The organism is Cupriavidus taiwanensis (genome assembly GCF_900250075.1).
Lineage (GTDB): Bacteria > Pseudomonadota > Gammaproteobacteria > Burkholderiales > Burkholderiaceae > Cupriavidus > Cupriavidus taiwanensis_C.
Genome location: NZ_LT977070.1, coordinates 3,117,484 through 3,140,332, shown reverse-complemented (window position 1 = coordinate 3,140,332; position 22,849 = coordinate 3,117,484). Strand labels below are relative to the sequence as shown.

The following is a 22,849-nucleotide window of genomic DNA, read 5'->3' as shown; positions in this document are numbered from 1 at the left end:
GCAAGGCGTCAGACCTTCTTGATTTCCTTGATGCCGTTCTTCTCGTTCACCAGGATGACCTTGGGCTTGTACGTGGCGATTTCCTCGTCCGTCATCGGCGCATAGGTGCAGATGATCAGCTGGTCGCCCAGGTGCGCGCGGCGCGCGGCGGCGCCGTTCAGCGAGATCTCGCCGCTGCCGCGCTCGCCCTTGATGATGTAGGTGGAGAAGCGCTCGCCGTTGTTGACGTTGTACAGCTCGATCTTCTCGAACTCCTTCATGTCGGCAGCGTCCAGCAGGTCCTGGTCGATGCCGCACGAACCCTCGTAGTTGAGGTCCGCCTGCGTCACGGTGACGCGGTGGAGCTTGGCGCGGAGCATGATGCGTTGCATGGGTGATACGTCCTTATATCTGAAGCGAAAGCAGTGGGCGCGCTGCGCCCGTTGGAGTTACGCCGCCTCGCGCACGACCTGGCCGTCCCTGCACATCAGGCAGGCGGCGACGATGTCGTCTTCGAGGTTGAGCGTGAACTGGCCGTCCTTGTCGACGACCAGCTTGAGGAAGTCCAGCACGTTGCGGGCATAGAGCGCCGAGGCGTCGGCCGCGACCATGCTGGCCAGGTTGGTATGTCCGATCAGGATCACGCCGTTGTGGTTGACCACCTGGTCGGCCACCGTCAGCGGGCAGTTGCCACCCTGCGCGGCGGCCAGGTCGACCACCACCGAGCCCGGCTTCATCTGCTGCACCGTCGCTTCCTGCAGCAGCACCGGCGCCTTGCGGCCCGGGATCAGCGCGGTGGTGATGACGATGTCGGCCTGGATGGCGCGCTGGTGCACCAGCTCGGCCTGGCGCTTCATCCAGTCCGGCGGCATCGGGCGCGCATAGCCGCCCACGCCCTGCGCGATCTCGCGCTCTTCGTCGGTCAGGAACGGCACGTCGAGGAACTTGCCGCCGAGCGATTCGATCTGCTCCTTGACCGCGGGGCGCACGTCCGAGGCTTCGATCACCGCGCCCAGGCGCTTGGCGGTGGCAATCGCCTGCAGGCCAGCGACGCCCGCGCCCAGGATCAGCACGCGCGCGGCCTTGACGGTGCCGGCGGCGGTCATCAGCATCGGCATGAAGCGCTGGTAGTGGTGCGCGGCCACCAGCACGGCCTTGTAGCCGGCGATATTGGCCTGCGACGACAGCACGTCCATGCTCTGCGCGCGCGTGGTGCGCGGCGCGGCCTCGAGCGCGAAGGCGGTGATGTTCGCGGCGGACATGCGCGCGTTGTTCTCGGCATCGAAGGGATTGAGCATGCCCACCAGCACCGCGCCGGGCTTCATCTGCGCCAGTTCGGCGGCATCGGGTGCGCGCACCTTGAGCACCATCTGTGCGCCGAGCGCGTCGGCGGCGCTGCCGATGGTGGCGCCGACCGCCTCATACGCGCTGTCGGGCTGGCTGGCGTTCAGGCCGGCACCGGCCTGCACCACCACCTTGTGGCCCTGGGCGACGTATTTCTTGACGGTCTCCGGGGTGGCGGCGACGCGAGTCTCGCCGGCCCGCGTCTCCTGCGGGATGCCGATGTACATCGTCAATTTCTCCTTTAGCTGGCGTCTTGTCTGGTTGGACGGACCGACGTCTGGCCCGTGCGCGCTGCCGGATCCAGTCAAGCCGCAGCGCACAATTTTTCCGCAGCTTACAGGAATCTGACTTGCAATGGTGACCGGCCGGTCGGCTTTTGCCGGGCCCTGGAACGTGGGGCGCCGGTGGCTCCCGCGGCGCTGCACGATGGGCCCGCAACCGGTAGAATGCGGGATTGCCTAAAAATTGAGCATCATGTCAAGTGACTGGAATGCCAGCGTGACCGTTGCCGCCGTGATCGAGCGCGGCGGCCGGTTCCTGCTGGTGGAAGAGGAAACCGCCGACGGGCTGCGCCTGAACCAGCCCGCAGGGCACCTGGATCCGGGCGAAAGCCTGATCCGCGCCGTGATCCGCGAAACCCTGGAAGAAACCGCCCACACCTTCGAGCCGCGCGCGCTGCTGGGCTGCTACATGGGGCGTTCGCTGTCGTCGCGCACCGGCGGCGACGTGACCTACGTGCGCTTCGCCTTTACCGGCGACCTGGGGTCGCTCGACGCCGGTCGCCAGCTCGACACCGGCATCGTGCGCACCGTCTGGATGGGTGCCGACGAACTGCGCGCGTGCCCGGAGCGCCATCGTTCGCCGCTGGTGATGGCGTGCGTGGACGACTACCTGGCCGGCAAGCGCTTTGCGCTGGACGCCCTGTACACGCACCCGTCAGTGCTGCAAGCGGGGGCGCAGTCGTGAGCGGTGCCGCCAAGCGTGTCGTGGTGGGGATGTCCGGCGGGGTCGATTCGTCGGTCACGGCGTGGCTGCTCAAGCAGCAGGGCTACGAGGTCATCGGCCTGTTCATGAAGAACTGGGAAGACGATGATGACAGCGAATACTGCTCCACGCGCCAGGACTGGCTCGATGTGGTCTCGGTGGCCGACCTGATCGGCGTCGACGTGGAGGCGGTCAACTTTGCCGCCGAATACAAGGACCGCGTCTTCGCCGACTTCCTGCGCGAATACTCGGCCGGCCGCACGCCCAATCCGGATGTGCTGTGCAATGCCGAGATCAAGTTCAAGGCGTTCCTGGACCATGCCATGTCGCTGGGCGCGGAAACCATCGCCACCGGCCACTATGCGCGCGTGCGCCAGAACCCGGCCGGCCGCTTCGAGCTGCTCAAGGCGCTCGACCATACCAAGGACCAGAGCTACTTCCTGCACCGGCTGAACCAGGCGCAGCTGTCGCGCACGCTGTTCCCGCTGGGCGAGATCCCGAAAACGCGCGTGCGCGAGATCGCCGCCGAAATCGGCCTGCCCAATGCGAAGAAGAAGGATTCGACCGGCATCTGCTTTATCGGCGAACGCCCGTTCCGCGACTTCCTGAACCGCTACCTGCCCACCAAACCGGGGCCGATGAAGACGCCCGAGGGCAAGGTGGTCGGCGAGCATATCGGCCTGGCCTTCTACACGCTGGGCCAGCGCAAGGGCATCGGCCTGGGCGGCAGCCGCGACGGCAACGGCGACGCCTGGTATGTCGCGCGCAAGGACATGGCCAACAACACGCTTTATGTGGTGCAGGGCCACGACCATCCGTGGCTGCTGACGCCGGTGCTGACCGCGTCGGACCTGTCCTGGGTGGCCGGCGAGCCGCCCGCCGCGGGCGCGGCGATGGCGGCCAAGACCCGCTATCGCCAGAGCGATGCCGCCTGCGCGGTGCAGGCGGTCGACGCCGATGCGCTGACGCTGGCGTTTGCCGAGCCGCAATGGGCGGTCACGCCCGGCCAGTCGGCGGTGCTGTATGACGGGGATATCTGCCTGGGCGGCGGGATCATCCAGTAAGCCGGCGCCACAGACAAAAACACCCGCGCCGGGCGGGTGTTTTCGTCACGAGACAGGCCATCAGCCGCGCGGCGGCTCGGTATCGATGAACGACTGGCGCTTCGACAGCTTTTCTTCCAGCGCCGCCAGGTTCGGATGGCGTTCGCGCCAGGCAATGTCCGGGAAGCGGAAGTCCAGGTAGGACAGCGCGCAGCCCACCGCCACGTCGGCCAGCGAGTAATGCGTGCCGGTGCAGAAGGGGCGGTCGGCCAGGCCGTGCGCCATGGCCACCAGTGCCGCGTCGATCTTGCCGCGCTGGCGCTGCACCCAGCGCTCGCTGCGCTCGTGCGGCTCGCGCTGGGTGGCCTCCAGGCGCACCAGCAGCGCGGCGTCGAGCAGGCCGTCGGCCAGCGCTTCCCAGCAGCGCACTTCCAGGCGCTCGCGCCCGCCCTGCGGGATCAGCCGGCTGACCGGCGTCAGCGTGTCGACATACTCTACGATCACGCGCGAGTCGAAGATCGCGCCGCCATCTTCCATCACCAGGCACGGCACCTTGCCCAGCGGGTTGTACTGCCCGATCCGGGTTTCAGGCGACCAGACGTCCTCTTCGATCAGCTGGCACTCGATCTTCTTCTCCGCCATCACCACGCGCACCTTGCGCGCGTACGGGCTGGTCCGGGATGCATACAGCTTCATGTTCTCCCCTTGAGCTTGTTATGAAGTGCATCGTCGCTCGGCGGCAGCGGCGGCGGGGAGGCAGCGATGGCTTGCCCGATGCACTTCATAACAGGCTACTGGAACGGCGTGCGCGAGTATACCCGCGGCGCATGGCGAATGCGGGTTCGCGCACCGATGCCCCGCGGTCGCGCTTTGGCGCCGCCCGGAGCGGGGGCAGGGGTGGTAAAATCGCGCGTTGCGCAGCGCCGGCCGCCCGCCGATGCGGCGTGACGGGCGCATCGCCCGCCCGTGCCCGCCAGCCCCCGTGGCGCCACTTGTTCGCCGCCTTCTTCTTTATTTCCTCCCTTTCCCGGTTTCCAGCATGACCTCCTCCTCGCTTTCGCCGCTCACCGCCCTGTCCCCGATCGATGGCCGTTACGCCGCCAAGGCCGATGCGCTGCGCGAATGGCTGTCCGAGGCGGCCTTCATGCGCAACCGCGTCAAGGTCGAGGTGCACTGGCTGATCGCGCTGGCGCAGGCCGGCCTGCCCGACATGCCGAAGTTCTCGGCCGCGTCCGAGGCCGCGCTGCTGGCGCTGGTCGACAAGTTCAGCGAGGCCGATGCCGCCCGCATCAAGGAAATCGAGGCGGTCACCAATCATGACGTGAAGGCGGTCGAGTACTGGCTCAAGGAGCAGGTCAAGGGCAACGCCGAACTGGAAGCCGCCAGCGAGTTCATCCACTTCGCCTGCACCTCCGAAGACATCAACAACACCTCGCACGGCATGATGCTCAAGGGCGCGCGCGAGGGCGTGGTGGTGCCGGCGCTGAAGCGCGTGCACGCACGCCTGGTCGAGCTGGCCAGGCTCAATGCCGCCCAGCCGATGCTGTCGCGCACGCATGGCCAGCCGGCCAGCCCGACCACGCTCGGCAAGGAAATGGCCAACGTCGCCGCGCGCCTGGCGCGCGCGATCCAGCGCATCGAGCAGGTCGAGCTGCTGGGCAAGATGAATGGCGCCGTGGGCAACTACAACGCCCACCTGTCGGCCTACCCCACGTTCGACTGGGAGGCGTTCTCGAAGCAGGTCATCGAAACCCGCCTGGGCCTGACCTTCAACCCGTACACGATCCAGATCGAGCCGCATGACTACATGGCCGAGCTGTTCGACGCGATCGCCCGCGCCAACACCATCCTGCTCGACCTGAACCGCGACGTCTGGGGCTATATCTCGCTGGGCTACTTCAAGCAGAAGACCAAGGCCGGCGAGATCGGCTCGTCGACCATGCCGCACAAGGTCAACCCGATCGATTTCGAGAACTCGGAGGGCAACCTCGGCCTGGCCAACGCGGTGCTGCGCCACCTGTCCGAGAAGCTGCCGGTGTCGCGCTGGCAGCGCGACCTGACCGACTCGACCGTGCTGCGCAATATCGGCGTGGCCTTCGGCTACAGCCTGCTGGCCTACGAGGCCTGCCTGCGCGGCCTGGGCAAGCTCGAGACCAACCCCGAGCGCCTGGACGAAGACCTCGACAACTGCTGGGAAGTGCTGGCCGAGCCGGTGCAGACCGTGATGCGCCGCTTTGGCGTGCCCAACCCGTACGAGCAGCTCAAGGAGCTGACCCGCGGCAAGGGCATCTCGCGCGAAGCGCTGCAGACCTTCATCAACGGCCTGGCGATCCCCGACGACGCCAAGAAGCTGCTGCTGGAGATGACGCCCGCCAGCTATATCGGCAAGGCCGTGACGCTCGCCGAGCGCATCTGACGCCACTTTCACCCGCCGCCAGCCGGCGCCGGAAAGGAAAGCCATCCCCGCGGGATGGCTTTTTTGTTTTTTCGGCATGCTCCACTGACTCCTGGTGCGTCGTTGTGACGCGTGCGCCAGAATGTCGCTTCAAAGCATTTGAATAACTTAATGAAGGACTGTCCTGCACCGGCGCACATCCGACCGCAATAATGCGAGAATCGTCAGCGCACGGGCGGGTGGATCCGGCCGTTGCCTTCCCCAAAATTGTGAAACGCCCGTGCCGCGGGCGAGAGGAATCCGATGCGTTCTACCGCCACTGCCCCCGCCGGCTACGGTGCCACCGCGATTGCCCTGCACTGGCTGGTGGCGCTGGCCATATTCGCCGCATTCGGGCTGGGCCTGTACATGACCGGCATTCCCGGGCTGACGCCGACCAAGCTCAAGCTGTACTCCTGGCACAAGTGGCTGGGCGTGACGATCTTCGCCATCGCCGTGCTGCGCGTGCTGTGGCGCGCCACCCACGCCGCGCCGCCGGTCGCGCCCGGCACCCCGGCGTGGCAGGCCAGGGCGGCGGCCGGGGCCCATCATCTGCTGTACCTGCTGATCGTGATCGTGCCGATCAGCGGCTACCTGTACAGCTCGGCCGCGGGCGTGCCGGTGGTCTACCTGGGCCTGTGGAAGATGCCGGCGCTGATCGAGAAAAGCGATGCGCTGAAGGAAGTGCTGAAGTTCACCCATATCTGGCTGAACTACCTGATGGCCGCGGTGGTCGTTGTCCATGCGGCGGCGGCGGTGAAGCACCAGTTTGTCGACCGCGACGGCACGCTGGGCCGGATGCTGCCGTTCCTGCGCTGAACCTCGCGCGCCAACCATTTTCGTTCCGCGGCGCGGCTGCGCCGTCCCTGACAGGAGTTTTCCCAGATGAAACGCAATTCCCGCCGCGGCTCGGCCCCTCTCCGTGCCACCCTGGTTGCCGTGCTGGCCGCCACCGGCATCGCCGCCAACCTGGCCTGGGCCCAGGTCGACGCCGCCAAGAGTTCGGTGACCGCGGTGGCGCGCCAGATCGGCGTGCCGATGGAAGGCAAGTTCAAGAAGTTCGACGCCAACGTCAGCTTCGACCCCGCCAAGCTGGCGACATCGACGGCCAAGATCGAGATCGACGTGGCCAGCTTCGAGATCGGCGATGCCGAGACCACCAAGGAAGTGAAGGGCAAGGACTGGTTCGACGCCGCCAAGTACCCCAAGGCGGTGTTCCAGTCGACCAGCATCAAGAACGGCACGCCGGGCAAGTACGACGTGGCCGGCAAGCTGACCATCAAGGGCAAGACCGTGGACGTGGTGGTGCCCGCCACCTACCGCCAGGAGGGCGGCGCGCAGGTGTTCGAGGGCGCGCTGCCGATCAAGCGCACCGCGTTCAATATCGGCGACGGCGAATGGAAGGACACCTCCGTGGTCGCCGACGACGTCCAGATCAAATTCCGTATCGTGCTGGCCAAGAAGTAAGGCCGGCATTCCGCTGACGTACCCCAGGACTTACCTGAACCGCTCCATCCCAACCCTGATTTGTCGGGAGACACCATGAAACTGCGTTCCCTCGTTGCCGCCGTCGCGGCCGTTTCCGCAACCGCCGCCTTCGGCGTGGCTTCGGCCAATACCGTGACGTACAACCTCGATCCGACCCATACCTATCCCAGCTTCGAGGCCGACCACCTGGGCGGCCTGTCGACCTGGCGCGGCAAGTTCGACAAGTCCAGCGGCGTGGTGACGCTGGACCGCGCCGCCAAGGCGGGCTCGGTCGAGGTCAACATCGACCCGGCTTCGATCGATTTCGGCAATGCCAAGCTGAACCAGCACGCCAAGGGCCCTGACATGTTCGACGTGCAAGCCTTCCCCGAGGCCACCTACAAGGGCAAGTTCTCCAAGTTCAAGGGCGACGTGCCGACCGAGGTCGACGGCGTGCTGACGCTGCGCGGCGTATCCAAGCCGGTCAAGCTGGAAATCCGCGAATTCAAGTGCATCCAGCACCCGATGCTCAAGCGCGAAGCCTGCGGCGCCGACGCCGTGGGCCAGTTCAACCGGGCCGATTTCGGCCTGGACTATGGCGTCAAGATGGGCTTCAAGCCCGAAGTCAAGCTCGCCATCCAGGTGGAAGGCGTGCGCGCCGACTGAGCGCGCGGCCCGCTGCGGCGGGCGAGACCGTAGTCAAGGCCGGCTCATGCCGGCCTTTTTTTGTTGTATTGCACCATGCGGGGGGGCCGCCAGGGCACTTTGTTGTGCGAGTTGCGACGGGCACAGTACAATGGCCCGCGGCAATCCACCATGATCCGGGGTATTGCGACTCCTGCCACGGCGGGGGGCAGCCATGCCCGCAACTGGCCAGAGCGCATCACTATGAGCATTCGCTGCATGTCCCGATACCGGTAGCCGTTCCCGCGACCCCCTCGCCCCTCATGCTGTACCCGGCCGTTCTGCCCTGGCTGTATGGCCCGCAGCGTTTCCCGGTTTTCCCTGGCGCTATACCGTGTACTCCAAAACGCAAATCGATCCGGTAGTTAGTTTCCGCAACTCGCAGGGCGAGCAGGTGCGGGGCACGATCATCAATCTCCAGAGGAAATCTCTGGTGATGGAAATCTACAACCCGTATTCGATCGTGCAGGTCAGCGAGGTGCTGAGCGAGCTCAGCGTCCGCATGGGCGCCAAGAATGCCTATCTCGGCAAGGCCGTGGTGATGAGCCTGGTGAACACCGGCCTGACCGCGGTGGTGTCGCTGACGCTGATCGACGAGTGGCGCGAGTTGTCCGATCTCAACAACGAGCCCAAGTCGGTCGCGCGCGAAGCCGAGCTGTTCGTGCAGGATTGGGACACGCGTTTCAACATCCGGCGCGACTACCAGATCGTGGTCAACGAGATGCGCGCCTTCCTGTCTGAAGTGTCGCGCTGGGTCGAGCAGGTCGACCTGACCGAGTCGCTGCCCAAGACCGAAGGCAAGCTGCGCCAGGACGTCTTCTACGAGCTGGCCACGCCGATCATGGCCAAGACCAAGACCTACCTGGACTGGCTCGAGGGCGAAGCCCAGCGCGTGGACGCCGAAATCGCCCCGGTGCACCGCACCTACGCGCAGTCGGCGCTGCATCCCTTGCTGCTGCGCGCGCCGTTCGTCTACCGCACCTTCACCAAGCCGCTCGGTTATGCCGGCGACTACGAAATGGTGAACCAGATCCTGGGCGATCCGCAGCAAGGCCCGACCACCTACTTCCAGATCGTCAACACCGCCTTCCTGAAGGCGGCGGTGGCGACCGCGCACCGCAATCGCATCGACCTGCTGATCGATTTCCTCACGCGCCAGGCCGAACGCGCGCGCGCCGCCGGCCGGCCGTTCCGCGTGCTCAATGTCGGTTGCGGCCCGGCCTTCGAAATCCAGCGCTTCGTGCGCGAATACCCGAACCCGGAGCTGCTGTCGTTCCAGCTGGTTGATTTCAGCGAAGAAACGCTGGAATACACGCGCAATTCGATCGAGCGCTCGGCCCAAAGCGCCGGCAACAAGTTTTCCGTCGAGATGGTGCACCAGTCGGTGCACGAACTGCTCAAGCGGCGCATCTCCCCGGACGATGCCGCCGCGCGCGAGTTCGACGCGGTCTATTGCGCCGGCCTGTTCGACTACCTTTCGGACAAGGTCTGCGCGCGGCTGCTGTCGTACTTTGCCTCGCGCTCGCGCCCCGGCGGCCAGATCCTGGTGACCAACGTCCATGCCGACAATCCGGAGAAATTCGGCATGGAGCACCTGCTCGAGTGGTACCTGATCTATCGCGACGATGCGGGCATGGCGCAACTGCTGCCCGAACACTCGCATTCGCACCGCGTCTACGTCGACAGCACCGGGGTCAACGTATTCGCGGAAGCCACCATTGACTGAGGCTGTCCTCGCGGGTCACGCCATGAGCACCAACCAACTCTACGCCGGCTACCAGTCCGAACTGGTCGACTTCCGTCTGGCCTTCAGCCGCGGCGGCGCCTATACCGCGATCGTGCTGGTCCTGCTCGGCGTCGGGCTCGACTACGGACAGTATCCGCAGCAGCAGTTTCCCTTCGCGGTGGCACGCGTGGTGGTGTCGATGCTGATCGCCGGGGTCGTGGTGGTCCTGTACAGCGCCGCGGGCCGCCGCTTCGCGCCCTGGCTGACGCTGACCTGGCTGCTGTTGCCGCAGATCATGATCGCCTGGATGATCTCGCAGACCGAAGGGGTGCATTCGCCGTACTACGTCGGGCTCAACCTGGCCATCTTCGCATCAGGCATCGCGCTGCCGTTCGGGCTGTGGCAGAACCTGGTGTTCGGCGTGCTTTCCTACCTGCTGTATGTGCTCGCCTGCCTGTTTCACCCCGGCGGCATCGAGCCGCTCGGTACCTTTATCGTCAATTCGCTGTTCCTGTTGTTTGCCGCCGCCGCCAGCGCGGTCTACACCTATTTCAACGAGCGCGCGCGCTTTATGCTGTTCCGCCTGAAGGCGGAGGTGGCCGAGAAGAACGCCGAGCTCGAGGTCATCAACCGCAAGCTGGTCGACATCAAGGGCCAGATGCTGCAGCAGGAAAAAATGGCTGCGATCGGTACCCTGGCCGCGGGTCTGTTGCATGAGGTCAACAATCCGGTGAACTTCTGCCTGATGGCGATCGAGGTGGCGATGGAAGAGCCCCAGGCCAAGGAAAGCGAGTCGGTGACCGAATGCCTGGTGGATGCCAAGCAGGGGATGCAGCGCATCCAGCATATCGTCTCCGACCTGAAGACCTTCGCCTACCGCAAGCCGGGCGCGGAGGTGGAAGGCACGCCGTTCATGTTCGAAAAGGCGCTGGATTCCTCGATCCGCCTGACCGCGCATGAGTTGCGCGGCGTCAAGGTTACGCGCGAGTTGCCTGCGGATACGCTGGTGCTGGGCGACGAGGCCGCCATCATCGGCGTGCTGATCAACCTGTTCTCCAACGCGGCGCTGGCCATGCGCAAGGCCGGCACGACCGAGCCCGCGATCCATACCACCGTGCGCTGGGCCGAAGGCCGGTTGCACGTGACCGTGCGCGACAACGGGCCCGGCATCGCGCCGGAGCACCTGGCACGGGTGTTCGAGCCGTTCTTCACCACCCGTGAAGTCGGGCAGGGCCTGGGCCTGGGGCTGTCGATCAGCTATGCCGTGATCGAGCGCCACGGCGGCCAGCTGTTTGCCGAAAGCGAGCTCGGCCAGTGGGCTGCGTTCAGCTTCGACCTGCCTCGCGCGGAGTAAGTCGCATGAGCGAACTCCAGCAAGCCCGGCCCAATGTCGTCCTTTATGTCGACGACGAAGACATGGCGCGCAAGTACTTTGCGCGCGCGGTCGGCAGCGAGTATGAGGTCCTGCTTGCCGCCGGCGCCGACGAGGCGATGGCGACGCTGCGCGCCGAGGGCGGGCGGATCGCGATCCTGGTCACCGATTTCCGCATGCCCGGCCGCGACGGGGGCGACCTGCTGCGCGAGGTCGCCCAGGCCTATCCGCAGATCGTGCGCATTTTGGTGACGGCCTACGCCGACAAGGACATGCTGTTGCAAACGGTCAACAGCGGCGAAGTCTTCCGCATCCTGGAAAAGCCCCTGAGTGTCGGCGACGTGCGCCAGGTGCTGCACCTGGCCGGCGAGCGCCACCTGGAGCGCGCGTTGCGCCAGCATCGCCTGATGGCGATCGACGAAACCCTGGCCTTCCTGGCGCATGAACTGAACACGCCGCTGGCCGCCATTGCCAACTTCGCGCGCGGCATCGAAAGCCGCGTCCAGGCCGACTACAGCGAGCAGCGGCAAGGCGAGATCGGGCAGGCTGCGGGCGCCATGCACGACAACGCGCAGTATTGCCTGGCGGTGCTGTCTTCGTTCCTGGAGTCGGTGCGTAACAGCGCGGGAGTCAGCAAGACGCCGGCGGCCGACGCCGGCACCGAGGTCAGTGCGGGCGCGCTGGTGGCGTCGCTGCTGGATACGTATCCGTTCACCGGCGGGCAGCGCCAGTGGGTCGACGTCGACATGCAGGGCGATTTCCCCGTGCAGACGCTGCCCAACTGCGTCGCGCTGGTGCTGTCGTCGGTGATGAGCAACGCGCTGCGCGCGCTCGCGGGCGTGGACCAGCCGTCCCTGCGCTTCGTGGTGACAACCCAGCCCAACCAGGAAATCCGCATCTGCGACAACGGCCCCGGCATCCCGCCAGAGGTGATGGGGCGGCTGCTGGTCGATCCGGTCACTACCCACGCCAGCGCTGGCGGCAGTGGCCTCGGCATGATTTTCTGCAACCGCGTCATGCAGTCCTTCGGCGGCGGCATCCGGATCGCCTCCGCTCCCGGTGCCGGGACCACAGTGACGCTGGACTTTCCAAATTTCAGGAATCGAATGATTAGGAGTGACCGATGAGCGAACCGATTGCCACCCAGGCACCACCCCCGGCGATTCTGTTCGTCGATGACGAGGCGACCGCCGTCAAATATTTCCAGCGGGCCATCGGCGCGCTGGCGCCGGTGGTGACTGGCGGTTCGGTGGAGGAGGGCAAGACGCTGCTGGACGCTCACGCCGACAGCCTGGCCGTGCTGGTCTCGGACCAGCGCATGCCGGGCGAGTACGGCAACGAACTGCTGCGCTATGCACGCGAGCGCTACCCGCATATCGTGCGCATCCTGACCACCGCGTACTCGGAACTCGACCAGACCGTCGAGGCGGTGAACCAGGGGCAGATCCACCGCTATATCAAGAAGCCGTGGGATATCACCGCGCTGCGCATGGAACTCAAGCAGGCGCTGGAAATGTCCGGCCTGCGCAAGGAACGGGACCAGCTGGTGCGCGAGAAGCTGGCGGTGCTGCAGACCCAGACCGTGGCAACCCGCATCGGCATGCTGCACGCGCTGTGCGCGAGCCTGATTGGCCCGGGCCATTTCCAGCCGGTGGAGACTTACCTGGCGGCGGTCGACCTGGCGGGGGCCCGCAACGCCGAGCCGGACTGGCAGCGCATGGACTATGCCGACCTGGTTCGCGCCGAAGCCGAGCGCAGCGGTAGCTTCGGCCATGCCGTGGGCACACGCCTGGCCGGGCTGCGCAGCGCCAATGCGGGCCGGGGCGCTGCCGATGCCGCCGCCGTGGTTGCCGACGCGCTCGGCAGCGAGGTGGTGCGCCGCGACGGCGATACGGTGGTCTGGACCCAGCCGGCCGCGCTGGCCGAGTTCCTGGCTCAGCCCGTGGGCACGACGGTGTCGGCCCAGCATGCCGCCTGGCTGGCCAGCCTGCTGTGGCTGGAAGAAGCGGGCGGCGCGCTGAAGTTCGTTCGCGACGGCGACACCATCGTCTGCCGGGCCGCCCCGCGCAGCGAGGGCTTCGCTTCCGACCGCCTGGCCGCATGGATCGAGCGCTTCTCGATGCCGGCCTGAATGTTGCTGGCCAGGCCATGAAAAACGGCGCCCCGCGGGGCGCCGTTCTTTTTTTCCGGGGCAGGGCTCAGGCCTGCGCGCCGTAGTTGGGGTCGTTGCGGTCGGTCGACTCGCCCTTCTTCTCGCCCTTGACCAGGTCCTCGCGCTTCACGCCCAGCCACATCGCCAGTGCCGCGGCGACGAACACCGACGAGTAGATGCCGAACAGGATGCCCACCGTCAGCGCCAGCGCGAAGTAGTGCAGGGTCGGGCCGCCGAAGAAGAACATCGACAGCACCATCATTTCGGTCGAGCCGTGGGTGATGATGGTGCGCGACATGGTGCTGGTGATGGCGTGGTCGATGACCTCGTGGGTGGTCATCTTGCGGTACTTGCGGAAGGCTTCGCGGATCCGGTCGAAGATCACCACCGATTCGTTCACCGAGTAGCCCAGCACGGCCAGGATCGCCGCCAGCACCGACAGCGAGAACTCCCACTGGAAGAAGGCGAAGAAGCCCAGGATGATGACGATGTCGTGCAGGTTGGCGATGATGCCCGCCACCGCGAACTTCCACTCGAAGCGGAACGACAGGTAGATCACGATGCCGGCCACCACGCACAGCAGCGCCAGCAGGCCGTCGGTGGCCAGTTCCTTGCCCACCTGCGGGCCGACGAACTCGACGCGCTGCAGCTTGACGTCAGGCGACGCCGCGGTGAGCGCGGCCATCACCTGCTCGCTCTGCTGGGCGGACGTCGCGGGCTTGCCGTCCGGGCCCTTTTGCAGCGGCAGGCGGATCATCACGTCGCGCGAGGTGCCGAAGTTCTGCACCTGCACGTCGGTATAGCCAAGCTTGCCCACCTGGCCGCGGATCTTTTCCAGGTCGGCCGCCTGCTGGTAGCTGACCTCCATCACCGTGCCGCCGGTGAATTCGATCGACAGGTGCAGGCCCTTTTGCCAGAGGAAGAATACGGCCGCGGCAAACGTCAGGAAGGAGATCACGTTGAAGATCAACGCGTGCTTCATGAACGGAATGTCGCGCCGGATGCGGAAGAATTCCATGTTGAATCCTGTTCTGTACTACGTGTTGTGCCGCGGGCCGCTTACTTGGCGACCGGCGTGTCGGTGGTATTGCCGGGCTTCCAGATCTGGCCGATGGCCACGCTCTGCAGCTTCTTCTTGCGGCCGTACCAGAGGTTGACCAGGCCGCGGTTGAAGAACACCGCCGAGAACATCGAGGTCAGGATGCCCAGGCAGTGCACCACGGCAAAGCCGCGCACCGGGCCCGAACCGAACGCCAGCAGCGCCAGGCCGGCGATCAGCGTGGTCACGTTGGAGTCCAGGATGGTGGCCCAGGCGCGGTCGAAACCGACCGCGATCGCCATCTGCGGCGACGCGCCGGCGCGCAGTTCCTCGCGGATGCGCTCGTTGATCAGCACGTTGGCGTCGATGGCCATGCCCAGCACCAGCGCGATGGCGGCGATGCCCGGCAGCGTCAGCGTGGCCTGCAGCATCGACAGCACCGCGATCAGCAGCAGCAGGTTCACGCCCAGCGCCACCACCGAGAACACGCCGAACAGCATGTAGTACAGGATCATGAACACGCCGATGGCGGCAAAGCCATAGGCAACGGAGTCGAAGCCCTTCTCGATGTTGTCGGCACCCAGCGACGGGCCGATGGTGCGCTCTTCGATGATCTCCATCGGCGCGGCCAGCGAGCCGGCGCGCAGCAGCAGGGCCAGGTCGTTGGCGGCTTCGGTGGAGTAGGAGCCCGTGATCTGGAAGCTCGAGCCCAGTTCGGACTGGATCGTCGCCACCGTCAGCACTTCGCCCTTGCCCTTTTCGAACAGCACGATCGCCATCGGCTTCTTCAGGTTCTCGCGCGAGACATCGCGCAGCACGCGGCCGCCCTGGGCGTCGAGCTTGATGTTGACCGAAGGCTGCTGGTTCTGGTCGAAGCCGGCCGAGGCGCTTTCGATGCGGTCGCCGGTGAAGATGACCTGCTTCTTCAGCACCACCGGCGCGCCGTTGCCTTGCGTGAACAGCTCGCTGCCGAACGGGACCGGGTCGCCCGGGCGCGGGCTGCGCGGCGCGTCGTTGTCGACCAGGCGCGCTTCCAGCGTGGCGGTGCGGCCGATGATGTCCTTGGCCTTGGCGGTGTCCTGCACGCCCGGCAGCTGCACCACGATGCGGTCGGCGCCTTGCTGCTGGATCACCGGCTCGGCCACGCCGAGTTCGTTGACGCGGTTGTGCAGCGTGGTGATGTTCTGCTTGACCGCGGCGTCCTGCACGGCGCGCCGGGCGGCCTCGGTGAAGGTGCCGACGATGTTGTTGCCGTCCATGGCGAAGGCCACTTCGCGCACGTTGTCGGCCAGCAGCGCGCGCGCGCGGCCGGCGTCGTCGGCGTTGTTGAAGCGCACCGTCAGGCGCTCGCCGTCGCGGTCGATGCCGCCGTGGCGGATGTTCTTGTCGCGCAGCAGGGTGCGCGCGTCGCCGGCCAGGCTGTCGAGCTTCTTGTCGACCGCGCCCTTCATGTCGACCTGCAGCAGGAAGTGCACGCCGCCGCGCAGGTCCAGGCCCAGGTACATCGGCAGCGCGTGCAGCGAGGTCAGCCAGCGCGGCGAGCCCGACAGCAGGTTCAGCGCGACCACGTAGGCGGGATCTGCCGCGTCCGGGTTCAGCGTGCGCGACAGCACGTCCTTGGCCTTGAGCTGCTCGTCGGTGGTGCGGAAGCGCGCCTTGACCGAGCCCGACTGGCCGGAGATATCGAAGAAGACGCCGTCGGGCTGCAGCTGGTTCTGCGCCAGGATTTCTTCGACCTGCTTCTGCATCGACAGGTCGACCTTGACCGTGGCCTTGCCCGAGGACACCTGCACGGCAGGCGCCTCGCCGAAGAAGTTCGGCAAGGTGTAGATGATGCCGATGGCCAGGGCCACCAGGATCACGAGGTATTTCCAAAGCGGATAACGATTCATCTCGGGCCAGTCATTCAGCGGTTGGCGGGGCCGGCGCAGGCGTGGCGCGCCACGTCGGCGGCGCCGAACCGGTTTGGCAAACAGCCGCCTGGCAGCCGCGGAGCGAAGCCGCGCGGGCTTCGTCGGGCTGGATCAGGCGGCTGCCGGGGCATGCGCGAACGGGCATGCCGGAAAAGACAAAGGCGGGAGTCGCGCGCGCGATCCGGGGATCAGAGCGCCTTCAGCGAGCCCTTGGGCAGCACCGTGGTCACGGCATTCTTCTGCACCGTGATCTCGGTGCCTTCGGCGATTTCCAGGCTGACGTACTGGTCGGTGACCTTGGTCACGCGGCCCAGGATGCCACCGGCGGTGACGACTTCGTCGTTCTTTGCCAGCGCTTCGAGCATTGCCTTGGCTTCCTTCTGGCGCTTCATCTGCGGGCGGATCATGATGAACCACAGCACACCAAACATCAGGATGATGGGCAGGAAGCTCATCAGGCCGCCAGCCGCGCCGCCGGCACCGGCGGTCTGGGCAAATGCGTTAGAAATCAGCACGTTGATTCTCCGTCACAAAAGTCAGTCAATTAATCGAACATTCTACCATTCGCACCCAGCCCGCCCTTGGCATTCTAGGGCGGAATACGGGTTTGTTCGGGGTGCGTTGGGGGCAACTTCGGCGGCGGACGCCGCGCCTTGACCGGCTATTCGACCGCGGGCGGCGGGAAAGTTCGCGCCGCCCGGGGTTGTCACTGCGTGCCGCGCGCGCGGTCGGCGGCAAACTGGCGGCGGAAGTCGGCAAAGCGGTGCTGCTCGATCGCCTCGCGCACCTCGCGCATCAGCTGCAGGTAGTAGTGCAGGTTGTGGATGGTGTTCAGGCGCGCGCCCAGGATCTCGCCCACGCGGTGCAGGTGGTGCAGGTAGGCGCGCGAGAAATTGCGGCAGGTGTAGCAGGCGCAGCTCTCGTCGAGCGGGCGCGGGTCGTTGCGGTGCGCGGCGTTCTTGATCTTGACGTCGCCGTAGCGGGTGAAGAGCCAGCCGTTGCGCGCGTTGCGGGTCGGCATCACGCAGTCGAACATGTCGACCCCGGCGGCGACGCCGGCGACCAGGTCCTCGGGCGTGCCCACGCCCATCAGGTAGTGCGGCTTGTGGGCCGGCAGGCGCGGCGCCACGTGTTCCAGCACGCGCATCATGTCTTCCTTGGGCTCGCCCACCGACAGCCCGCCGATGGCGAAGCCGTGGAAGTCCAGTTCCGACAGTCCCGCCAGCGACTCGTCGCGCAGGTCTTCGTACATGCCGCCCTGGACGATGCCGAACAGCGCGTTCGGGTTGGCCAGCCGCCCGAACTCGTCGCGCGAGCGCCTGGCCCAGCGCAGGCTCATGCGCATCGACTTGGCGGCTTCCTCATGCGTGGCGGGGCGGCCGTCGATCTCGTACGGCGTGCATTCGTCGAACTGCATGACGATGTCGGAATTCAGCGTGCGCTGGATCTGCATCGAGATCTCGGGCGACAGGAAGAGCTTGTCGCCGTTGACCGGCGAGGCAAAGGTGACGCCATCTTCGGTGATCTTGCGCAGGTCCCCCAGCGAAAACACCTGGAAGCCGCCGGAGTCGGTCAGGATCGGCTTGTCCCAGCCGATAAAGCGGTGCAGGCCGTCATGGGCGTTGACCACGTCCAGCCCCGGGCGCAGCCACAGGTGGAAGGTGTTGCCCAGGATAATCTGCGCGCCGATCTCGTTCAGTTCCAGCGGCGACATCGCCTTGACCGAGCCATAGGTGCCCACCGGCATGAAGATCGGCGTTTCGACCACGCCGTGGTTCAGCGTGACGCGGCCGCGGCGGGCGTTGCCGTCGGTGGTGATGAGTTCGAAGTTGAGCATGGCGAATAGTCTGAGATCAGGCCGCGGCGGCGGCGTCCGGCTGCCGGGTCAGCAGCATGGCGTCTCCGTAGCTGAAGAATCGGTAGCGCTGCTCGACCGCATGGCGGTAGGCGGCGCGGATGGCTTGCACTCCGGCCAGCGCCGACACCAGCATCAGCAGCGTCGACTTGGGCAGGTGGAAGTTGGTGATCAGTGCGTCGACCAGGCGGAAGCGGTAGCCGGGCGTGATGAAGATATCGGTGTCGCCGCTGCCGGCGGCGAGCGTCCCGCCGGGCTGCGCGGCCGACTCCAGCGCCCGCAGCGAGGTGGTGCCGACCGCGATCACGCGGCCGCCGCGCGCCCGGGTGTCGCGCACCGCCTGCGCCAGGTCCTCGGAGATCGCGTACCACTCCGAATGCATCTTGTGCTCGGCCAGGTTCTCGGTGCGCACCGGCTGGAAGGTGCCGGCACCCACGTGCAGCGTCAGGAAGGCGCGGCGCACGCCGGCGGCATCGAGCCGGGCGAACAGCGCGTCGTCGAAATGCAGGCCAGCGGTGGGCGCGGCAACCGCGCCGGGGCTGCGCGCATAGACGGTCTGGTAGCGGGTCTCGTCGTAGGCGTCGGGGTCGTGCGTGATATACGGCGGCAGCGGCAGGCGGCCGTAGCGTTCGATCAGGTCCAGCGCCGGCTCGGGGAAGCGCAGCGTAAAGAACTGGTCCACCCGCGGGCCCACGGTCACGGCAAAGGCATCATCGGCCAGGTGCAGGGCGCTGCCTTCGGCCGGCGTCTTGGACGCGCGCACCTGGGCCAGCACGGTGTGGGTGTCGAGCACGCGCTCCACCAGCACCTCGACCTTGCCGCCGCTGGGCTTGTGGCCAAAGAAGCGGGCCTTGATCACGCGGGTGTCGTTGAACACCAGCAGGTCGTCCGGACGCAGGTAGTCGACGATGTCGCTGAAGGCGCGGTCGGCCATGCGCACTGCGTCGGCGGTGTCGCCGGGGGCGAGCCGCTCCACCACCAGCAGCCGGCTGGCGCTGCGGTCGGGCAGCGCGCTCTGGGCGATCAGTTCGGGCGGCAGCGGAAAGTCGAAATCGGAAAGCGTCAACATCGTGGGGGGCGGTCTGCGCGGTCTGCAGGCTGTGGCGGAGGCGGGCGCCGGGCACGGCGCGTCACTCCGCTGCCCGGATTGGCAGCCGGCATGGGTACAATCGGCGAATCCGATATTGTAAGGCCACGGGCGCGCTTGCCGCCGCGCCGGGCGTGATACCCGCCATTCGCCGGCGCCGCGCCAGCCAGTCCAGAAGCCCGCAGCGACTGCTGCCAACTTATTCGCCGATGCCCGGAACCGCCGCCGAACCGATCCAGGACCCTGCCGACGCCAACGACGCCAGCGACACGGCGGCGAGCGCGCGCGGCAAGGCGGGCGCGGCCAAGGGCAAGGCCGCGGGCTCGGCCGCATCCACGGCCGCCGCGCGGCTGGCCAAGCTGGGCCTGCGCCGCCCGGTCGACCTGGTGCTGCACCTGCCGATGCGCTACGAGGACGAGACCACGGTGGTGCCGATCGCCGAGGCCATCCACCGTGCCGGGCTCGGGCTGCCGGCCCAGGTGGAAGGCGAAGTCATCTCCAACGAAGTCACGTTCCGGCCGCGCCGCCAGCTGGTGGTGAAGCTTGCCGACGACAGCGGCGAACTGACCCTGCGCTTCCTGAATTTCTACGGCAGCCAGACCAAGCAGATGGCCGAAGGCGTGCGCCTGCGCGTGCGCGGCGAGGTCCGTGGCGGTTTCTTCGGCGCCGAGATGGTCCATCCGACCGTGCGCCCGGTGCTGGCCGGCGAGGCGCTGCCAGACCGCCTGACGCCGGTGTACCCGTCCACCGCCGGCATTCCGCAGGCCTACCTGCGCAAGGCCATCGGCGGCGCGCTCGCGCGCACCCCCTTGCCCGAGACGCTGCCCCAACCGGTGCTGCAGGGGCCGCTGGCGCGCCTGCAGTTGCGTGCGCTGGCCGACTGCCTGCGGCTGCTGCACGCGCCGCCGCCGCAGGAGAGCGAGGCCGCGCTGGCCGACCGCTCGCACCCGGCCTGGCAGCGCGTCAAGTTCGACGAACTGCTGGCGCAGCAGATCTCGCTGCGGCGCGCGCACGCGGCGCGCCGCGACAAGACCGCGCCGACCATGCCGCGCCGCGAGGGCGGGCTGCTGACGCGCTTCCTGGCGGCCTTACCGTTCCGGCTCACCGGCGCGCAGCAGCGCGTGGTCGGCGAAATCGCCGCCGACATGAGCCTGCCGCACCCGATGCACCGGCTGCTGCAGGGCGACGTGGGCAGCGGCAAGACCATCGTCGCCGCGCTGGCGGCGTGCCAGGCCATCGATGCCGGCTTCCAGGCGGCGCTGATGGCGCCGACCGAGATCCTGGCCGAGCAGCATTTCCGCAAGCTGTCGGCGTGGCTGGAGCCGCTGGGTGTGCCGGTGGTGTGGCTGGCCGGCAGCCAGAAGGCGCGCGACAAGCGCGCGGCGGTGGCGCGCGTGGAATCGGGCGAGGCCCAGCTGGTGATCGGCACCCATGCGCTGATCCAGGACACTGTGCGTTTTGCCAGGCTGGGGCTGTCGGTGGTCGACGAGCAGCACCGCTTCGGCGTGGCGCAGCGCCTGGCGCTGCGCGGCAAGGCGGGCGCCGCCGAGGCGCCCGCCGCGCCCGGCGGCGCCGAAACCGTGCCGCACCAGCTGATGATGTCGGCCACGCCGATCCCGCGCACGCTGGCCATGACCTACTACGCCGACCTCGACGTCTCGGTGATCGACGAGCTGCCGCCCGGGCGCACGCCCATCGTCACGCGCCTGGTCAACGACGAGCGCCGCGACGAGGTGATCGGGCGCATTCACCATGCCGCGGCCGAAGGTCGCCAGGTCTACTGGGTGTGCCCGCTGATCGAGGAAAGCGAGGCGCTGCAGCTGCAGACCGCGGTCGAGACCTACGAGACCCTGGTGGCGGCGCTGCCCGACCTGCGCGTGGGCCTGGTGCACGGGCGCCTGCCGCCGGCGGAGAAGGCCGCGGTAATGGATGACTTCAGCGCCAATCGCCTGCAGGTGCTGGTGGCCACCACCGTGATCGAGGTGGGCGTGGACGTGCCCAATGCCTCGCTGATGGTGATCGAGCATGCCGAGCGCTTCGGCCTGGCGCAGCTGCACCAGCTGCGCGGCCGGGTCGGGCGCGGCAGCGCCGAATCGGTCTGCCTGCTGATGTACCAGGCGCCGCTGTCGCCCACCGCGCGCGAGCGCCTGGCGACCATGCGCGAGACCACCGACGGCTTCGAGATCGCGCGGCGCGACCTGGAAATCCGCGGCCCGGGCGAATTCCTGGGCGCGCGCCAGTCCGGCGAGGCGATGTTGCGCTTTGCCGACCTGCAGACCGATGCCTGGCTGGTGGAGTACGCCCAGGCGGCGGCCGAGCTGATGCTTGCGCACTATCCGGAAGCGGTCGAAGCGCACCTGTCGCGCTGGCTGGGTGGACGCGAGCACTACCTGAAGGCCTGATTGAAGTCTTGTGGCCGGCTTTGTGCGGAAGCCGGCGCATACCGGCTCGCGTGAAGTGGGCACTCTGACAGATCCGGCAATCGAAGGTAAAATCTATCGCCTACCCGGATTTGATAAGTCATGACGCTCACTGAACTCAAGTACATCGTCGCCGTGGCGCGCGAGCGCCATTTCGGCCGGGCCGCCGAAGCCTGCTTCGTGTCGCAGCCGACGCTGTCGGTCGCCATCAAGAAGCTGGAAGACGAACTCAACGTGCAGATCTTCGAGCGCGGCACCTCCGAGGTGTCGGTGACGTCGGTCGGCGAGCAGATCGTGGCGCAGGCCCAGCGTGTGCTGGAGCAGACCATGGCCATCCGCGAGATCGCCAAGCAGGGCAAGGACCCGCTCGCGGGCCCGCTGCGCGTGGGCGTGATCTACACCATCGGGCCGTACCTGCTGCCGTCGCTGGTCAAGCAGATGATCGACACCGTGCCGCAGATGCCGCTGATGCTGCAGGAGAACTACACCCACAAGCTGATCGAGTTGCTCAAGCAGGGCGAGATCGACTGCGCGGTGATGGCCGAGCCGTTTCCCGATTCCGGCCTGACGGTGCGCCCGCTCTATGACGAACCCTTTGTCGTGGCCGTGCCGCGCGGCCACCAGCTGGCGCAGGTGCACGCGGTCGACCCCGAGGAGCTGAAGCAGCAGACCATGCTGCTGCTGGGCAGCGGCCACTGCTTCCGCGACCACGTGCTGGGTGTATGCCCCGAGTTGTCGCGTTTTTCGCAGGCGGCCGACGGCATCCAGAAGACCTTCGAGGGCTCGTCGCTCGAGACCATACGCCATATGGTGGCCAGCGGGGTCGGCATCACCGTGCTGCCGCGCACCTCGGTGCCCGACCTGAAAGCCAAGGGCGACATGCTGTCGTACGTGCCGTTTGCCGACCCCGTGCCCGACCGGCGCGTAGTGCTGGCCTGGCGCAAGAGCTTCACCCGCCTGCCGGCGATGGAAGCGCTGGCCAACGCCGTGGCCGCCTGCGACCTGCCAGGCGTGCGCAAGCTCGACGCCAAGGAACTGGCCGAAGCCGCCTGAACGGTCGCGCCGAAGGAACTGGCCATGCAACGGCCGCAGCGGAGATGCCGCTGCGGCCGTTGTCTTTTCTGCTTCCCTGACCAGTCGTTTCCCCAGGCTGTCTTCGGGTGGTCACCTGCTGCTGGCATAAGTTTCCCTAACCCCGAATAGATTTGACCTAATACATAGGTATAAATAATTAAATTCTCAACTTAATAGATAATTTGTAGACTGGTGCCTGTCGATGCGGATGGCGTCGACGCAAGACAGGAACCGATGATGAGCACCAGCGCCCAGTCACTGATAACGACACCCACC

At 66.9% G+C, this 22,849-nt stretch carries 20 protein-coding genes; 12 read left to right on the top strand and 8 right to left on the bottom strand.

The features are described 5' to 3' along the window. Positions 1-8 precede the first annotated feature (8 nt). Both panD and CBM2588_RS14640 read right to left on the bottom strand, forming a co-directional pair. Positions 9-371, bottom strand: coding sequence for an aspartate 1-decarboxylase (gene panD / locus CBM2588_RS14645; protein ID WP_012353832.1), 363 nt, complete (start codon positions 369-371; stop codon positions 9-11). Between the two features lie 57 nt (positions 372-428). Beyond that, positions 429-1,550, bottom strand: a complete 1,122-nt coding sequence (locus CBM2588_RS14640) for a Re/Si-specific NAD(P)(+) transhydrogenase subunit alpha (RefSeq protein WP_115681102.1) — start codon at positions 1,548-1,550, stop codon at positions 429-431. Between the two features lie 247 nt (positions 1,551-1,797). Between CBM2588_RS14640 and CBM2588_RS14635 the strand changes: the two genes are divergently transcribed. Together CBM2588_RS14635 and mnmA are read left to right on the top strand one after the other, a co-directional pair. Further along, on the top strand, positions 1,798-2,289 hold the full coding sequence (locus tag CBM2588_RS14635; protein WP_025583862.1) for an NUDIX hydrolase: 492 nt from the start codon (positions 1,798-1,800) through the stop codon (positions 2,287-2,289). After that, positions 2,286-3,371, top strand: coding sequence for a tRNA 2-thiouridine(34) synthase MnmA (mnmA, locus tag CBM2588_RS14630; RefSeq protein WP_115681101.1), 1,086 nt, complete (start codon positions 2,286-2,288; stop codon positions 3,369-3,371). Before CBM2588_RS14635 ends, mnmA begins: the two co-directional genes overlap by 4 nt. 60 nt (positions 3,372-3,431) lie before the next feature. On the opposite strand, the gene CBM2588_RS14625 is transcribed toward mnmA, so the two are convergent. After that, positions 3,432-4,046 carry a glutathione S-transferase C-terminal domain-containing protein gene (locus tag CBM2588_RS14625; RefSeq protein ID WP_115681100.1) on the bottom strand — a complete coding sequence of 205 codons (615 nt, stop codon included), beginning with the start codon at positions 4,044-4,046 and terminating at the stop codon, positions 3,432-3,434. A gap of 343 nt (positions 4,047-4,389) precedes the next feature. Here CBM2588_RS14625 and purB point away from each other — a divergent pair, with 343 nt between their 5' ends. The 8 genes from purB (at position 4,390) to CBM2588_RS14585 (ending at position 13,164) form a co-directional block, all read left to right on the top strand. After that, positions 4,390-5,766 carry an adenylosuccinate lyase gene (gene purB, locus CBM2588_RS14620; protein ID WP_018007913.1) on the top strand — a complete coding sequence of 459 codons (1,377 nt, stop codon included), beginning with the start codon at positions 4,390-4,392 and terminating at the stop codon, positions 5,764-5,766. Positions 5,767-6,048: 282 nt separating this feature from the next. Next, positions 6,049-6,603: a cytochrome b gene (locus tag CBM2588_RS14615; protein ID WP_062801694.1), complete on the top strand. Its 555-nt coding sequence runs from the start codon at positions 6,049-6,051 to the stop codon at positions 6,601-6,603. 66 nt (positions 6,604-6,669) lie between these two features. Beyond that, complete coding sequence (locus tag CBM2588_RS14610) at positions 6,670-7,251, top strand: YceI family protein (RefSeq protein WP_115681099.1); 582 nt, start codon at positions 6,670-6,672, stop codon at positions 7,249-7,251. 75 nt (positions 7,252-7,326) lie between these two features. After that, positions 7,327-7,917, top strand: coding sequence for a YceI family protein (locus CBM2588_RS14605; RefSeq protein ID WP_111519193.1), 591 nt, complete (start codon positions 7,327-7,329; stop codon positions 7,915-7,917). A 352-nt stretch (positions 7,918-8,269) separates the two neighbouring features. Beyond that, positions 8,270-9,661 carry a class I SAM-dependent methyltransferase gene (locus CBM2588_RS14600; protein WP_115681098.1) on the top strand — a complete coding sequence of 464 codons (1,392 nt, stop codon included), beginning with the start codon at positions 8,270-8,272 and terminating at the stop codon, positions 9,659-9,661. A 22-nt stretch (positions 9,662-9,683) separates the two neighbouring features. Further along, positions 9,684-11,015: a sensor histidine kinase gene (locus tag CBM2588_RS14595; RefSeq protein ID WP_115681097.1), complete on the top strand. Its 1,332-nt coding sequence runs from the start codon at positions 9,684-9,686 to the stop codon at positions 11,013-11,015. Positions 11,016-11,020: 5 nt separating this feature from the next. After that, positions 11,021-12,160, top strand: a complete 1,140-nt coding sequence (locus tag CBM2588_RS14590) for a hybrid sensor histidine kinase/response regulator (RefSeq protein WP_115681096.1) — start codon at positions 11,021-11,023, stop codon at positions 12,158-12,160. Further along, a complete protein-coding gene (locus CBM2588_RS14585; RefSeq protein ID WP_115681095.1) occupies positions 12,157-13,164 on the top strand; it encodes a response regulator in 1,008 nt (335 codons plus the stop codon). Before CBM2588_RS14590 ends, CBM2588_RS14585 begins: the two co-directional genes overlap by 4 nt. A gap of 67 nt (positions 13,165-13,231) precedes the next feature. On the opposite strand, the gene secF is transcribed toward CBM2588_RS14585, so the two are convergent. The 5 genes from secF to queA form a co-directional block, all read right to left on the bottom strand. Continuing rightward, the gene (secF, locus tag CBM2588_RS14580) at positions 13,232-14,203 is read right to left on the bottom strand and encodes a protein translocase subunit SecF (protein ID WP_115681094.1); all 972 of its coding nucleotides are present in this window, start codon (positions 14,201-14,203) and stop codon (positions 13,232-13,234) included. 41 nt (positions 14,204-14,244) lie between these two features. Beyond that, positions 14,245-16,116: a protein translocase subunit SecD gene (secD, locus tag CBM2588_RS14575; protein WP_115681093.1), complete on the bottom strand. Its 1,872-nt coding sequence runs from the start codon at positions 16,114-16,116 to the stop codon at positions 14,245-14,247. Positions 16,117-16,325: 209 nt separating this feature from the next. Then, positions 16,326-16,652 carry a preprotein translocase subunit YajC gene (yajC, locus tag CBM2588_RS14570; RefSeq protein WP_012353816.1) on the bottom strand — a complete coding sequence of 109 codons (327 nt, stop codon included), beginning with the start codon at positions 16,650-16,652 and terminating at the stop codon, positions 16,326-16,328. A 191-nt stretch (positions 16,653-16,843) separates the two neighbouring features. Next, positions 16,844-17,974 carry a tRNA guanosine(34) transglycosylase Tgt gene (tgt, locus tag CBM2588_RS14565; RefSeq protein ID WP_115681092.1) on the bottom strand — a complete coding sequence of 377 codons (1,131 nt, stop codon included), beginning with the start codon at positions 17,972-17,974 and terminating at the stop codon, positions 16,844-16,846. A 16-nt stretch (positions 17,975-17,990) separates the two neighbouring features. Beyond that, positions 17,991-19,061: a tRNA preQ1(34) S-adenosylmethionine ribosyltransferase-isomerase QueA gene (queA, locus tag CBM2588_RS14560; RefSeq protein WP_115681091.1), complete on the bottom strand. Its 1,071-nt coding sequence runs from the start codon at positions 19,059-19,061 to the stop codon at positions 17,991-17,993. Between the two features lie 227 nt (positions 19,062-19,288). On the opposite strand from queA, the gene recG reads away from it, so the two are divergent. Together recG and CBM2588_RS14550 are read left to right on the top strand one after the other, a co-directional pair. Further along, on the top strand, positions 19,289-21,481 hold the full coding sequence (gene recG, locus CBM2588_RS14555) for an ATP-dependent DNA helicase RecG (protein WP_115681090.1): 2,193 nt from the start codon (positions 19,289-19,291) through the stop codon (positions 21,479-21,481). 120 nt (positions 21,482-21,601) lie between these two features. Next, complete coding sequence (locus tag CBM2588_RS14550) at positions 21,602-22,552, top strand: LysR substrate-binding domain-containing protein (protein WP_115681089.1); 951 nt, start codon at positions 21,602-21,604, stop codon at positions 22,550-22,552. The last annotated feature ends 297 nt before the right edge of the window (positions 22,553-22,849 follow it).

Excerpts from the sequence above, each read along its gene's own strand:
- CBM2588_RS14635 (WP_025583862.1), top strand. The coding sequence starts at position 1,798 with ATGTCAAGTGACTGGAATGCCAGCGTGACCGTTGCCGCCGTGATCGAG.
- secD (WP_115681093.1), bottom strand. The coding sequence starts at position 16,116 with ATGAATCGTTATCCGCTTTGGAAATACCTCGTGATCCTGGTGGCCCTG.
- panD (WP_012353832.1), bottom strand. The coding sequence starts at position 371 with ATGCAACGCATCATGCTCCGCGCCAAGCTCCACCGCGTCACCGTGACG.
- CBM2588_RS14585 (WP_115681095.1), top strand. The coding sequence starts at position 12,157 with ATGAGCGAACCGATTGCCACCCAGGCACCACCCCCGGCGATTCTGTTC.
- secF (WP_115681094.1), bottom strand. The coding sequence starts at position 14,203 with ATGGAATTCTTCCGCATCCGGCGCGACATTCCGTTCATGAAGCACGCG.
- queA (WP_115681091.1), bottom strand. The coding sequence starts at position 19,061 with ATGTTGACGCTTTCCGATTTCGACTTTCCGCTGCCGCCCGAACTGATC.
- CBM2588_RS14610 (WP_115681099.1), top strand. The coding sequence starts at position 6,670 with ATGAAACGCAATTCCCGCCGCGGCTCGGCCCCTCTCCGTGCCACCCTG.
- recG (WP_115681090.1), top strand. The coding sequence starts at position 19,289 with ATGCCCGGAACCGCCGCCGAACCGATCCAGGACCCTGCCGACGCCAAC.
- purB (WP_018007913.1), top strand. The coding sequence starts at position 4,390 with ATGACCTCCTCCTCGCTTTCGCCGCTCACCGCCCTGTCCCCGATCGAT.
- CBM2588_RS14625 (WP_115681100.1), bottom strand. The coding sequence starts at position 4,046 with ATGAAGCTGTATGCATCCCGGACCAGCCCGTACGCGCGCAAGGTGCGC.
- tgt (WP_115681092.1), bottom strand. The coding sequence starts at position 17,974 with ATGCTCAACTTCGAACTCATCACCACCGACGGCAACGCCCGCCGCGGC.
- CBM2588_RS14605 (WP_111519193.1), top strand. The coding sequence starts at position 7,327 with ATGAAACTGCGTTCCCTCGTTGCCGCCGTCGCGGCCGTTTCCGCAACC.
- CBM2588_RS14615 (WP_062801694.1), top strand. The coding sequence starts at position 6,049 with ATGCGTTCTACCGCCACTGCCCCCGCCGGCTACGGTGCCACCGCGATT.
- CBM2588_RS14550 (WP_115681089.1), top strand. The coding sequence starts at position 21,602 with ATGACGCTCACTGAACTCAAGTACATCGTCGCCGTGGCGCGCGAGCGC.
- CBM2588_RS14590 (WP_115681096.1), top strand. The coding sequence starts at position 11,021 with ATGAGCGAACTCCAGCAAGCCCGGCCCAATGTCGTCCTTTATGTCGAC.
- CBM2588_RS14640 (WP_115681102.1), bottom strand. The coding sequence starts at position 1,550 with ATGTACATCGGCATCCCGCAGGAGACGCGGGCCGGCGAGACTCGCGTC.
- CBM2588_RS14595 (WP_115681097.1), top strand. The coding sequence starts at position 9,684 with ATGAGCACCAACCAACTCTACGCCGGCTACCAGTCCGAACTGGTCGAC.